The sequence below is a fragment of the Pseudomonas sp. WS 5412 genome, from assembly GCF_012985615.1.
GTDB classification, from domain to species: Bacteria; Pseudomonadota; Gammaproteobacteria; order Pseudomonadales; family Pseudomonadaceae; genus Aquipseudomonas; species Aquipseudomonas shahriarae.
Window position 1 is genome coordinate 292,947 of sequence record NZ_JAARMB010000001.1, and the last position, 13,509, is coordinate 306,455.

The following is a 13,509-nucleotide window of genomic DNA, read 5'->3' on the forward strand; positions in this document are numbered from 1 at the left end:
GTTTGTCATGAAGTTAGCCATTGTTACCGCCTGCCCCAACGGCATGGTCACCAGTGTGCTGTGCGCCCGCTTGCTGGACGCCGCCGCACAACGCCAGGGCTGGAGCACCAGCGTGGAAGTGGTGGACGTGAACCACCCCGAGCGCGCCCTTTCCCAGGCCACCCTCGACGCGGCCGAATGGGTGTTGCTGGTCGCCAGCACGCCCGTGGACATGCAGCGCTTTGTCGGCAAGCGCGTGTACCAGAGCACTCCGGCCCAGGCGTTACAGGACGTTGAAGCGGTGCTGCAACGGGGCGCGCAAGAGGCCCAGTTGTACGTTGCCAGCACCACAGTGCCGACGGTAAAAAACGTGCCGCGCATTGTCGCCATCACCGCCTGCCCCACCGGCGTGGCCCACACTTTTATGGCCGCCGAAGCGTTGCAGCAGGCCGCCAAGGCCAAGGGTTACGACCTGCAGGTGGAAACCCAGGGCTCGGTAGGCGCACGTACGCCCCTGACCGAGCAAGCCATTCGCGATGCCGACGTGGTGCTGCTGGCCGCCGATATCGAAGTGGCCACCGAGCGCTTTGCCGGCAAGAAAATCTACCGCTGTGGCACTGGCATTGCGCTCAAGCAGTCCGCCGCGATCCTCGATAAAGCCCTGGCCGAAGGCCAGCAGGAAAGCGCCGCCAGCGGTACGGCGGCCAAACCAGAGAAAACCGGGGTCTACAAACACCTGCTGACCGGCGTGTCATTCATGTTGCCGATGGTCGTGGCCGGGGGCTTGTTGATTGCCCTGTCCTTCGTCTTCGGTATTCACGCCTACGAAGAGCCCGGCACCCTGGCGGCGGCCCTCAAAGCGGTCGGCGACCATGCCTTCACCCTGATGGTGCCGCTGCTCGCCGGCTACATCGCCTATTCGATTGCCGACCGTCCGGGCCTCGCGCCGGGGATGATCGGCGGCCTGTTGGCCAGCACCCTGGGCGCAGGTTTTATCGGCGGGATCTTTGCCGGTTTCCTCGCCGGCTACAGCGTCAAGCTGATTACCCGCGCGGTGCCATTGCCGCAGAGCCTGGAGTCGCTCAAGCCGATCCTGATCATCCCGTTGCTGGCGAGCCTGATCACCGGCCTGGCGATGATCTACCTGATCGGCCCGCCGGTGGCGCAGATGCTAGTGGGCCTGACGGACTTCCTCAGCACCATGGGCACCACCAATGCGGTGCTGCTGGGCATCCTGCTGGGCGGGATGATGTGCGCCGACCTTGGCGGGCCGATCAACAAGGCGGCCTACGCGTTCTCCGTCGGCCTGCTGGCCTCCCAGAGCGGCGCACCGATGGCCGCCACCATGGCCGCGGGCATGGTGCCGCCGATTGGCATGGCAATCGCCACGTTCCTGGCCCGGCGCAAGTTCGCCCAGACCGAGCGCGAGGCCGGCAAGGCTGCGTTGATCCTGGGCATGTGCTTTATCTCCGAAGGCGCCATCCCGTTTGCCGCCAAGGACCCGCTACGGGTGATCCCGGCTAGCATCGCCGGCGGCGCATTGACCGGTGCCTTGTCGATGTACTTCGGCTGCAAGCTGATGGCCCCCCACGGCGGGCTGTTTGTGATGCTGATCCCGAACACCATCAACCATGCGCTGTTGTACCTGTTGGCGATCGTCGCTGGCAGCGTGCTCACCGGCTTGGTGTATGCCGTGATCAAGCGCCCCGAGGCCGTCGCCTCAATGTAGGTGTCGGCGCCTGTCATCTGTGCTTCATCCGCCCATGCTTTAGTTTTCCTTTTGCTGTGCAGAGGGAAAGCCATGAGCCACTTCAACCCCGGCCGTCGCCGGGTGATTCAGGGTGTCGGCGCCGGCCTGCTGTTGCCGGGGCTGGCACCGGCGGTGATCGCGTCGGTCAAGGACCGGCCGCAGTTGACCGATGGCGTGCAGTCCGGCGACTTGCTGGGCGACCGCGCCATGATCTGGAGTCGCTGCGACCGCCCGGCACGGATGGTGGTCGAGTGGGATACCCGCAGCCTGTTCAGCAACCCGCGCCGATTCATCTCGTCTTTGGCCGACAGCCGCAGCGACTTCACCGCCCGCGTCGAGTTGACCGGGCTGCCCGCCGACCAGGCGATTTTCTACCGTGTGCAATTTGAGGACGCGCAGACCGGCGTGGCTAGCGAGCCCTGGTTCGGCCACTTGCGCAGCGTGCCGCAACAGCGCCGCGATATCCGCTTTGTGTGGAGCGGCGACACCGTCGGCCAGGGCTTCGGCATCAACCCGGACATCGGCGGCATGCGCATCTACGAAGCCATGCGTCTGCGCCTGCCGGATTTTTTTATCCACAGCGGCGACACCATCTACGCCGACGGCCCGGTGCCGGCGCAACTGACCACCGAAAGCGGGCGTATCTGGCGCAACCTCACCACCGAGGCCAAGAGCAAAGTCGCCGAAACCCTGGATGAATACCGTGGTAACTATCGCTACAACCTGATGGACGAGAACGTGCGCCGCTTCAATGCCCAGGTGCCGCAGATCTGGCAATGGGACGATCACGAAGTGGTCAACAACTGGTCGCCTGGCAAGCAACTGGACGAGCGTTACCAGACCAAGGACATCACCACCCTGGTGGGCCGCGCACGCCAGGCCTGGCTGGAATATGCGCCGATGCGCTTGCAGAGCGCCGATCAGGGCGGGCGCATCTACCGCAAGCTCAGCTACGGGCCGTTGCTCGATGTGTTTGTACTGGACATGCGCAGCTATCGTGAGGCCAACGATGGCAACCTGGGCGCTGCCAAACCGTTTCTGGGGCGGGCGCAATTGGACTGGCTCAAGGGCGGACTCAAGGCATCGAAGGCGCAGTGGAAGGTGATTGCCGCCGACATGCCTATCGGCCTCGGCGTGCCCGACGGCGAAGTCAGCCCCGGTGTGCCGCGCTGGGAAGCGGTGGCCAACGGCGACCCTGGCGCGGCCCAGGGCCGTGAGCTGGAAATTGCCGAGTTACTCGGTTTTCTGCGCGCGCAACAGGTGCGCAACCATGTGTGGCTGACCGCCGATGTGCACTACTGCGCGGCGCACCACTACCACCCGGACCGGGCGGCGTTCCAGGATTTCGAGCCGTTCTGGGAGTTTGTCGCGGGGCCCTTGAATGCAGGGAGCTTCGGGCCCAATCCGCTGGATAAAACCTTTGGCCCGCAGGTGGTGTTTGAAAAAGCCCCACCGGCGCAAAACACGTCGCCGTTTGCCGGGTTCCAGTTTTTTGGCGAGGTGCAGATTGATGGGCAAACGGCGGAGCTGACGGTCACGTTGCGCGACCTGGATGGCGTGTCGGTATTCGAACAAAAACTCCAACCCACCTGACCTGAAATGCGCCCAAACCTGTGGGAGCAGGCTTGCCCGCGATTGCGATAGATCAGCCAGCCAATCGGTTACTGACAGACCGCCATCGCGGGCAAGCCCGCTCCCACATTTTGATAGGTGTAGGTCAGTAGACATCCCGGCGGTAGCGGCCCTGTTCGATAAGGCGTTGCACCGCCTCGCTTCCCAGAACATCCACCAACACCTGATCCACCCCGGCCGCCATGCCCTGCAAACTCCCGCAGACATAAATCGCTGCGCCCTCGGCGAGCCATTTACGCAGTACATCGGCGGATTCGCGCAGGCGGTCCTGGACGTAGATTTTCTCGTCTTGATCCCGCGAAAACGCCAGGTCCAGCAACGCCAGGTCGCCACTGGCCAACCAGCCTTGCAGCTCCTCCTGGCAGTGGTAGTCATGGGCGATGTTGCGTTCGCCGAACAGCAACCAGTTGCGCTGCTGGCCATCGGCGATGCGCGCCTTGAGCAGGCTGCGCAAGCCGGCCAGGCCAGTGCCGTTGCCCAGCAGAATCATTGGCACAGGCTCCGTTGGCAGATGGAAGCCGCTGTTGCGCCGCAACCGCAGGCTGATCGCGGCACCCAGCGGCGCGTGCTCGGTCAGCCAGCCCGACCCCAGGCCCAGGCTGCCGTCAGGGTGGCGTTCCTGGCGCACGATCAGCTCCAGCACGCCGTCGCTGGCAATCGAGGCGATGGAGTATTCGCGCACGCCCACTGGCACCAGTGCCTCCACCAGCGCCTGGGCGTGCAGGCCGACCAGATGGGAGCGGTTGTCCGGCAATTGGCGGCTGGCCAGCACCTGTTCCAGGGGCCGCGCCAGGCCATCGACAAGCACTTCGTCCGTGCCGGCGATGCCCAGGCCATCGAGGAAATGCTCGACGGCCCACGGGCAATGGCGTGGCAGAATTTCCACCAGGTCGCCGGCCAGCCAGTCGCGCGGGGCGGGCGGGTTGAGGCCCAGCAGGTAGACACCCGTGCCGCTGCTGTCTGGGTTGAGCAAGGTACGCCGGCTCAGGGTCCAGCTTTCATAGTGGGCGCTGGCCCAGGCGGCCGGTGCATGGCCGGTGATCTGCCCCAGTTGGTGTTGCCAGTGCAGCAGGGCCTCCTGGTCGCCGCTGTCGACTTCGACCGGGGCGAACAATGCGTTGCCGCCCTGGTGGGTCAGCCAGAAGTGCAGGCGCCGGGCAAAGCCGCAGAAGTGCTGGTATTGGCGATCGCCCAGGGCCAGCACCGAGTAGTTCAGGCCCTGGAGGGAAAGGTCGCGCCCCAGCACGCTGCGTTCGAAGCCGCGCGCGCTGTCCGGTGCTTCGCCATCGCCGAAGGTACTGACCACAAACAGTGCGTGTTCCGACTGGCGCAAGTCCTCTTCGCTGACGCTGCCCAGGGGCTTGACCTTCACCGGCAACCCGTCGGCCTGCAACTGGCCGGCGGTCTGCCAGGCCAGTTGCTCGGCAAACCCGCTCTGGCTGGCGAAACCGATCAGCCAGGCCGGTGCATCGCTGTGGTTCTCGCCCAGGCCTTTACGGGCATCGCGCACCTGGCGTTTTTTGCGGCGGCGGTCCAGGTACAGCAACCAGCCGGTAATAAAGAACAGCGGCATGCACAGCGCGGTGACGGTAAGAATGATCCGCCCCACCAGGCCGAAATAACTGCCCACATGCAGGGCATAGATGCTGGTCAGCAACTGCGCCTTGAGGCTTTTGTCGCCATAGCGCTCGACGCTTTTGACGACGCCTGTGGCCGGGTCGAGGTTGATCTGGTTCAGCGCGCGGTCATGGGGCGAGCTCTGCAACAGGTAGTAGACCGTGGCCGGTTGCCCGGCGACAGGTGGCATACGGATGTTGTAGGCGCTCAAGCCCGGGCCGGCAGAGCTGTAGATGCTGCTCCAGATCGCCTCGTAATTGGCGATGGGCGCCGGGCCCGCAGGCGCCGGGCCGCGATTGCGCACCCGCTCGTTCTGCGGTGCATCGGACAGCAGCCGGGTCAGGCCTTTGTTGTACCACTCGTAGGACCAGGACAGCCCGGTAAGCGCGGCCAACAGATAGAACAGCAGGCACCAGGTGCCGAACACCGAGTGCAGGTCCCAGTTGAAGCTGCGGCCTTTCTTGCGCCAGTCCAGGGTCAGCCAGGCACGCCAGCTCGCCACCTGGCGCGGCCAGCGCAGGTACAGGCCGGAAAGGCAGAAGAAAATCAGAATCAGCGTACAGGCGCCGGTGATTTGCCGGCCGGTGTCACCCATGGCGAGGAAGCGGTGCAGTTGCAGCATCAGGCCGAAAAAGTCCTGGCCGACGGCGTCGCCCAGGTAGTCGCCGGTGTACGGGTCGAAGTAGCGCATCTGCCCCCGGCGCTCGCCCGGTGGCGGGGTGAAGAACACGCGGGCAGCGTTGCCGCTTTCGCTTTCTACCCACAGCATGGACACGGCCTTGCCTTCGGTGGCTTCGAGCTTGCGTACCAGTTCAGCGGGCGGCAGCACCCCGGCGGGTTGTTTTTGCACGGTCAGTACCGTGGGGTTGAGCGCCCGCAGGATTTCATCCTGGAACGAGTACGCGGCCCCGGTAATCCCCATCAATGCCAACACCAGCCCGGCGGTAATGCCGAAAAACCAGTGCAACTGGAACAGGGTTTTCTTCAACACGTCGGACGGCCTCGCTGAGCTGGATATGATTTTTACGGCGCGCATTATGCCGTGGGTGGTCGAGAAACTTTCTTTTTTACAGACGAAAGCCCCGGGCAGCCAATGCGCGGGGCTTTTGCATGAAACGTCTAGCGCCTTAGAAGTGGAAGCTGGTGGTCAACAGCGCGGTACGACCGGCTGCCTGGTTGGCGAAGTGCGCGCCATAGGCCTTGTCGTAGTAGGTCTTGTCGGTCAGGTTTTGCACGTTCAATTGCAGGTCGACGTTTTTGGTCAGCTTGTAACTGGCCATGGCGTCGTAGCGGGTGTAGGACGGCACGTAGACGGTGTTGGCCGGGTCGCCGTAGACGTCGTCCACATAGAACGCGCCGCCACCGACGGTCAGTTTCGAGGTGATGTCATAGGTGGTCCACAGGCTGAAGGAGTGCTTCGGCGTGTTGGGCATTTCGTTGCCTTTGTTGGAGCCCGCAGTCACCACGCCTTGGCGGTTGCCGTTTTTGCCTGGGTCCACCAGCTCGCTTTTCAGGTAGCTGTAGCCGGCGAATACCTGCCACTGCTCGGTGAGTTTGCCGCTGGCGGAAAGCTCCAGGCCATCGACCCGGGATTCGCCGGCATTTTCATAGGTGTTGGAGTTCACCAGGATGCGCGCGTTTTTCTTCTCGGTGCGGAACACGGCAGCGGTCAGGGACAGGCGGTCGTGGAACAGATCCCACTTGGTGCCCAGCTCGTAGTTGACGGTTTCTTCCGGCTTCATGTCGCTGGTGTTGATGCCGGTTGGGATGGCGTTGGAGTCGACACCTTCACCCACCAGGCCGCCAGCGGGCGAGGCCGAAGTGGCATAGGAGGTGTAGATGCTGCCGTTTTCCATCGGCTTCCAGACCAGGCCGGCCTGCCAGTTGAAGAACTGGCTGTCGTCTTTGAGCTTGGTACGGCCGGTGGCTGCGTTGGTGTTGGCGACGGTGTCGAAGGTGTCATAACGCAGGCCAACGTTCAGCAGCCACTGTGGATCGAGCTCGATGGTGTCGAACACGTACGCGGCGCGGCTGGTGGCCTTGGTGTTGGTGCCCATGTAGTTGCGGGCGACGCTGCCGGTCCAGGCATCGTTTGGGTTCGGGTCGCTCAATGACGTGCACTGACCACCCTTGCCACCCCCGGCCACAGTGCAGACAGGGTTAGTGTTTGGGCTGACGGTGTAACCGCTGACACGGGTTTCTTCCCCGGTAAATTCCAGGCCGGTGGAGTAGCTGTGCTTGAAGCCCAGGGCCTGGAAGCTGCCAAACAGATCGGTCTGGTTGGTGGTGGTCGTGGTGGTCGACACACGGCTATTGGCCCGGCGCCAGACGGTGCCGAACTGGTTGACGTTGAGTTTGCTGTCGTCCGGCTGAGTGAGGACGTAATCCTGACCCGTACTGCCATGACGCAGGGTGTTCTTGATCGTCATGTTGTCGTTCAGATCGTGCTCGATGGAGAACGTACTGATATCGGCGCGGGTCTTGCGGAAGTCGCGATCCTTGAGGCCGTAGAAGTTGCTGCTGTCGCCGCCGTCGGTAGGCTTGTCGTGACCATGGTTGGTGGCTGCGGCGGAGCTATAGCCATAAGGAATGCCCGAATCCGGCAGGTCGTTGCTTTCCATATGGTAGTAGCTGAGGTTGACGCGGGTCGGGGTGCCCAGGCCAAAGGTCAGCGACGGTGCCACGCCCCAACGGTCGTAGTTGACTGCGTCGCGGCCGGCCACGTTCTGTTCGTGGCTCATCAGGTTCAGGCGAAACGCGGCACTGTCGAGGAACTGGCGGTTGACGTCGAGGGCATAGCGACGGGTCTGGTCGGAGCCGTAGGTAAAACCGCCGTTGAGGAAGTCCCGTGCTTGTGGGGTTTTGCTCACCAGGTTAAGGCTGCCACCGGCCGAGCCACGGCCCCCAAACGAGGAGTTGGGGCCCTTGCTGACTTCGATGGACTCGATATCGAAAATTTCCCGGCTCTGGCCGCCGGTGTCACGCACGCCGTCCAGGTAGGTGTCGCCCTGGGCATCGAAGCCGCGGATGAACGGGCGGTCGCCCTGGGGGTTGCCGCCTTCGCCAGCACCAAAGGTAATGCCCGGCACGGTACGCAGAGCGTCCTGCAGCGAGGTGGCGGCAGTGTCCTTGAGTACCTGCGCCGGTACCACGGTGACGGAGCGCGGGGTGTCGACCAGCGGCGCGGTGTATTTCTGCGAAGAGGCGTTTTCGGTCTGGTAGGAGGTCGCGTCCTGTTCCTGGCCGGTGATGCTGGTGGCTCCCAGGGAAATGCTGTTGCGCTCGCCTTTTTGTTCGGTCTCTTCGGCCGCTTGCGCCATGTGGGCCACGGAGCTGGCGCTGATGGCCACGCCAATGGCCGAGGCCAGCAAGCGCGGTGAACTGTTTGGTGTTTTTGTAATGTGGCGCGACATGAAATTCCCTACCCCAAGGATGTTAGGGCGCGAAATATATTGTAAACAATTATGCATAGCAATTGAGAGGCATTGCTATTTGCATCCTATTTACAAAATTTACACTTCGGGAGTTACGGTTTTTGCGGGCTCATACGTCTGCCCGTCGGATCAGGGTTTTACAGCGCCAATAGTAATCAATACCATTGGCGCCCCTCTGCTCTCAGGTAACGCCCCATGCTGCTGCATATTCCCGGCCTGTTCTCCCGCGACGAGGTATTGCGCATCCGCGAAGCCCTGGAGCAGGCGGACTGGGCTGACGGCAAGATCACCGCCGGTCATCAGTCGGCCAAGGCCAAGCACAATCTGCAATTGCCGGAGGGCCATCCACTGGCCAAGGAAATCGGCGCGGCCATGCTCGAGCGCCTGTGGCAAAACCCGCAGTTCATGTCGGCGGCGCTGCCGCATAAAGTCTTCCCGCCCCTGCTCAATTGCTACACCGCCGGCGGCAGCTTCGACTTCCATATTGATAACGCCGTACGCCAGCCCAAGGGCAGCCACGAGCGGGTACGCACTGACCTGTCCTCTACGCTGTTTTTCAGCGACCCGGATGAATACGACGGCGGCGAACTGGAGATCCAGGACACCTTCGGCCTGCAGCGGGTCAAGTTGCCGGCCGGTGACATGGTGTTGTACCCAGGCTCCAGCCTGCACAAGGTCAATGCCGTGACCCGGGGTGCGCGCTATGCCGCGTTTTTCTGGACCCAAAGCCTGGTGCGCGAAGACAGCCAGCGTACGTTGCTGTTCGAAATGGACGGTGCGATCCAGCAACTGAGCCGTGACGTACCGGACCACCCGGCGCTGATCCAGCTCACCGGCACCTATCACAACCTGTTGCGTCGCTGGGTCGAGGTCTGAGCATGGCTTTTCACTTGCGCCGCGAAGAACGCCTCGACGGCGAACAACTGCGGGCCATGCTCGACGAATCACCGGCCCGCGCGGCCCAGGCGATCCTGATGGCGGCGAAGGAGGGCGTGCTCGATGCCCAGGCGCTGCTGGGGCAAATCCTCCTGGAAGGGCGCGGGATCGAGCGCGATGAAGCGCTGGCCCTGCGCTGGTTCCGGATTGCCGCCCAGGGCGGCCACTTGATGGCCCGCAATATGGTGGGGCGCTGCCTGGAGCATGGTTGGGGTTGCGCCGCCAATGAGCGGGCGGCTGCCGGGGAGTACCGCCAGGCGGCAGAAGCCGGGTTGGATTGGGGGCTGTACAACTACGCCAACCTGCTGGCCACCGGGCGCGGGGTGACGCAAGACCAGCAGCAGGCACTGGCCTGTTATCGCCAGGCTGCCGAACGGGGGCATGCCAAGTCGATGAACCTGTTGGGGCGTTACCTGGAAGAAGGGCAGTTCTGTGCGCAAGACGTGCCCGCAGCGCTTGAGTGGTATCGCCGCTCGGCGCAAGGTGGGGATTTTCGCGGGCAGTTCAGTTATGCGGCCATGCTGGCTGAGCACGAGCAGATCGAAGCGGCGCTTGAGTGGTTGCACAAGGCGCTGGAGGGCGGGAATCTGAAGTTCTTGCGGGTGGCCCATAAAGCGCTGGCAGCGGCCAATGATCCGCAGATTCGCGCCATGGCCGATGCCTACCAACAACGCGCAGAGGAATTGCAGGAGCCGGCAAGCCGGCTCCTACGGGATCAGACGTAGAAGGATTTCAGCGGCGGGAAACCGTTGAATTCAACTGCGCTATAGCTGGTGGTGTACGCACCCGTGGACAGCCAGTACAGGCGGTCACCAATGGCCAGGTTCAGCGGCAGGCCGTACTTGTAGTTTTCGTACATGATATCGGCGCTGTCGCAGGTAGGACCGGCGATCACCACTTCTTCCATCTCGCCCTTTTTCTCGGTCCAGATCGGGAACTTGATGGCTTCGTCCATGGTTTCGATCAGGCCGGAGAACTTGCCCACATCCGTGTACACCCAACGCTCGACGGCGGTGCGGGATTTACGGGCGACCAACACCACTTCACTGACCAGGATCCCGGCGTTGGCGATCAACGAACGGCCTGGTTCCAGGATGATTTCCGGCAGCTCGTCACCGAAGTCTTCCTTGAGGAAGCGGATGATTTCCTCGGCGTAGGTTTCCAGGCTGTTGGTGCGGGTGATGTAGTTGGCCGGGAAGCCACCGCCCATGTTGATCAGCTTGAGGTGGATGCCGTCTTCTTCTTTCAAACGCTCGAAGATCACCTTGACCTTGGCAATGGCGGCGTCCCACACGCTGATATCACGCTGCTGCGAACCCACGTGGAACGAGATGCCGTAAGGCACCAGGCCCAAATCGCGGGCGAGGATCAGCAGGTCCATGGCCATGTCGGTCTGGCAGCCGAATTTGCGCGACAGAGGCCAGTCAGCCGTGGTCGAGCCTTCGGTGAGGATGCGCACATAGACTTTCGAGCCCGGCGCGGCCTTGGCGATGTTGCGCAGGTCGGCTTCGGAGTCGGTGGAGAACAGGCGCACGCCCTTCTCGTAGAAGTAGCGGATGTCCTTGGATTTCTTGATGGTGTTGCCGTAGCTGATACGGTCGGCGCTGACGCCGCGGTCCATGACCTTGTCCAGCTCGTAGATCGAGGCGATGTCGAAGCTCGAACCCTTGTCTTTCAACAGGTCGATGATCTCGACAGCCGGGTTGGCCTTGACGGCGTAGTACACCTTGGCGAATTCGAAACCGGCGCGCAGGTCATCGTAGGCCTGGCTGATCATCGCGGTGTCGATCACCACGAACGGGGTTTCTTGCTTGTCGGCGAACGCCTTCATTTTGTCAAAAGTGGCGCGCGCGAAATAATCTTCGACGTTGATCGACATGCTGGGAACTCCTAAGGGCAAACTGAAATTAACAATGGGTGCAAATGAACGTCCTCCGTATCCCCACTTTGGTTCGCCTACTTCCCAAGGCATGTCGCCGAAAGCAAAAAGGCCACGGGATAAGCTTCCCTTGGCCTTGCTGTCTCGTCGTCAGTACTTGAGCCGGATGGATCGTTTCCAGCATGGACGTTCGGCGCGAACTTTAGGGCGTGAGGGGCTTGAGATCAACTAAAAATGTCGCGTTTTTGCACGCGTTCGTCGCGTGACCCAGTTCAGCTACTTATGTAACCGACCGGTGTGACGGATTGATGTTCCCCAATGAGGAGGAATCAGGCTATTTCCTGACACCCAGCAGAACTAAATGCGGGAGCGGGCTTGCTCGCGAAGGCGGTGGGTCAGCACCCATTCAGTGACTGACACACCGCTTTCGCGAGCAAGCCCGCTCCCACAATTTTGACCGAGTGGTGTCAGGCCAGTGCAGTCTCGGCAGGCGACACAATACTGGTCTTGCCCCCACGGGACTTACCAGAGCTCAGGTACTCGGCAATCGACTCCTGGGTCACCTCACCCAAAAACACCCGCTCGGCATCCATCACCGGCAGCCACGAGCGGTTGAACTCGTACATGCGCGACAACAGGATGCGCAAGTGCTCGTCAAACGCCGCCGTGGCGTTGAACTCGCGCAGGTATTGGGCGCAGGTACCCGTCTGACGATGCAGGTCGCGACGTCGTACATAACCCAGCGCCTTGTTCTCGGCGCAGGTGACCACCACATAGCGGCGGTCATGCTCGTCCATCAGCTCCAGGGCATCGGCCACCGGGGTTTCCGGGCTGACCGACGGGGCGTTGTCCGCCGCGTCTTCGGCCTTGACCAGCAGCAGGCGCTTGAGGGTGCTGTCCTGGCCGACAAAGTTGCTGACAAACTCGTCGGCAGGATGGGCCAGCAGAGTGTCCGGGTGGTCGATCTGCAACAGTTTGCCGGCGCGGAAGATGGCGATTTTGTCGCCCAGTTTGATTGCCTCGTCGATGTCATGGCTGACCATGATTACTGTCTTGTTCAGCGCGCGTTGCATCTCGAAGAACTCGTTCTGGATCATCTCGCGGTTGATCGGGTCGACCGCGCCGAACGGCTCATCCATCAGCAGCAACGGCGCGTCGGCCGCCAGGGCGCGGATCACGCCGATGCGCTGTTGCTGGCCACCGGACAGCTCGCGCGGGTAGCGGTGCAGATACTGCTTGGGTTCGAGCTTGATCATGCTCATCAACTCGCGGGCGCGGTCGTGGCATTTCTGCTTGTCCCAGCCCAGCAGCTTGGGCACGACCACGATGTTTTCCTCGATGGTCATGTTGGGAAACAGGCCGATCTGCTGGATCACGTAGCCGATATTGCGGCGCAGGGTCACTTCGTCGAGGTCGGTGGTGTCTTCGCCGTTGATCAGGATCTTGCCCGAGGAGGGCTTGATCAGGCGGTTGATCATCTTCAGCGTGGTGCTCTTGCCGCAGCCCGAGGGACCGAGGAACACGCAAATCTCGCCTTCATTGACAGTCAGGCTCACGTCGTTAACGGCGGTGACAGTCTTGCCGTTGCTTTGGAAGGTCTTGGACAGGTTTTGAAGTTCGATCATTTGAGCAATCCTTTTGGAGTCAGCGAGCGTTGCAGCCATTGCAGAAGCAGGTCGGCGAAGATGGCCAGGAGACTGACCAGCACGGCGCCAACGATCAGCATCGACATGTCGCTGCGGCTGATGGAAGCCAGAATAAGTACACCCAGGCCACCGGCGCCGATGGTGGCGGCAATGGTCATTACACCGATGTTCATCACCACGGCGGTGCGCACCCCGGCGAGGATCACCGGCACGGCAATCGGCAGCTCGACCATGCGCAGGCGCTGGCCGAAGGTCATGCCAATGCCTTTGGCGGCTTCGCGGATGCCCGGCTCGACGCCGGTCAGGGCCAGGTAGGTGTTACGCATGATCGGCAGCAGGGAGTAGAGGAATACGGCGGTGATCGCCGGCATCGGCCCCAGGCCCTGGCCAAATTTGGAGTAGAACGGCAGCAGCAGGCCGAACAGGGCAATCGATGGCACCGTCAGCAGCACCGTGGCACTGGCTTGCAACGGGCCGGCCAGGGTCGGGAAGCGGGTCATCAGCACGCCCAGGGGCACGCCTACGACGATCGCGAGGATCACGGCGATCCCGACCAGGGTGATGTGCTGCCAGGTCAGGTGCAGGACTTGGGCCCAATCAAGATGGGAAAAGGCGTTCAGAAATTCCATGTCTTCT

At 62.3% G+C, this 13,509-nt stretch carries 9 protein-coding genes; 4 read left to right on the forward strand and 5 right to left on the reverse strand.

What is annotated here, in order from left to right; genetic code table 11:
- The first annotated feature begins 7 nt into the window (after positions 1 to 7).
- Both HBR94_RS01475 and HBR94_RS01480 read left to right on the forward strand, forming a co-directional pair.
- A complete protein-coding gene (locus HBR94_RS01475) occupies positions 8 to 1,708 on the forward strand; it encodes a PTS fructose-like transporter subunit IIB (protein WP_170044042.1) in 1,701 nt (566 codons plus the stop codon).
- 72 nt (positions 1,709 to 1,780) lie between these two features.
- A complete protein-coding gene (locus HBR94_RS01480; protein ID WP_170044043.1) occupies positions 1,781 to 3,322 on the forward strand; it encodes an alkaline phosphatase D family protein in 1,542 nt (513 codons plus the stop codon).
- Between the two features lie 124 nt (positions 3,323 to 3,446).
- Here HBR94_RS01480 and HBR94_RS01485 read toward each other — a convergent pair whose 3' ends face one another.
- Both HBR94_RS01485 and HBR94_RS01490 read right to left on the reverse strand, forming a co-directional pair.
- Complete coding sequence (locus HBR94_RS01485; RefSeq protein ID WP_170044044.1) at positions 3,447 to 5,969, reverse strand: sulfite reductase flavoprotein subunit alpha; 2,523 nt, start codon at positions 5,967 to 5,969, stop codon at positions 3,447 to 3,449.
- Positions 5,970 to 6,105: 136 nt separating this feature from the next.
- Positions 6,106 to 8,391, reverse strand: coding sequence for a TonB-dependent siderophore receptor (locus HBR94_RS01490; RefSeq protein ID WP_057441035.1), 2,286 nt, complete (start codon positions 8,389 to 8,391; stop codon positions 6,106 to 6,108).
- Between the two features lie 216 nt (positions 8,392 to 8,607).
- Here HBR94_RS01490 and HBR94_RS01495 point away from each other — a divergent pair, with 216 nt between their 5' ends.
- Together HBR94_RS01495 and HBR94_RS01500 are read left to right on the forward strand one after the other, a co-directional pair.
- Positions 8,608 to 9,288 carry a Fe2+-dependent dioxygenase gene (locus HBR94_RS01495; protein WP_057441033.1) on the forward strand — a complete coding sequence of 227 codons (681 nt, stop codon included), beginning with the start codon at positions 8,608 to 8,610 and terminating at the stop codon, positions 9,286 to 9,288.
- A gap of 2 nt (positions 9,289 to 9,290) precedes the next feature.
- Positions 9,291 to 10,073 carry a tetratricopeptide repeat protein gene (locus HBR94_RS01500; protein ID WP_170044045.1) on the forward strand — a complete coding sequence of 261 codons (783 nt, stop codon included), beginning with the start codon at positions 9,291 to 9,293 and terminating at the stop codon, positions 10,071 to 10,073.
- Here HBR94_RS01500 and HBR94_RS01505 read toward each other — a convergent pair.
- The 3 genes from HBR94_RS01505 to HBR94_RS01515 form a co-directional block, all read right to left on the reverse strand.
- On the reverse strand, positions 10,064 to 11,227 hold the full coding sequence (locus tag HBR94_RS01505; RefSeq protein ID WP_032861941.1) for a type III PLP-dependent enzyme: 1,164 nt from the start codon (positions 11,225 to 11,227) through the stop codon (positions 10,064 to 10,066). The two genes, HBR94_RS01500 and HBR94_RS01505, sit on opposite strands and share 10 nt — an antisense overlap.
- 467 nt (positions 11,228 to 11,694) lie before the next feature.
- On the reverse strand, positions 11,695 to 12,852 hold the full coding sequence (locus HBR94_RS01510) for an ABC transporter ATP-binding protein (protein ID WP_104910916.1): 1,158 nt from the start codon (positions 12,850 to 12,852) through the stop codon (positions 11,695 to 11,697).
- On the reverse strand, positions 12,849 to 13,502 hold the full coding sequence (locus HBR94_RS01515; protein ID WP_027604864.1) for an ABC transporter permease: 654 nt from the start codon (positions 13,500 to 13,502) through the stop codon (positions 12,849 to 12,851). Before HBR94_RS01515 ends, HBR94_RS01510 begins: the two co-directional genes overlap by 4 nt.
- Between the last annotated feature and the right edge of the window lie 7 nt (positions 13,503 to 13,509).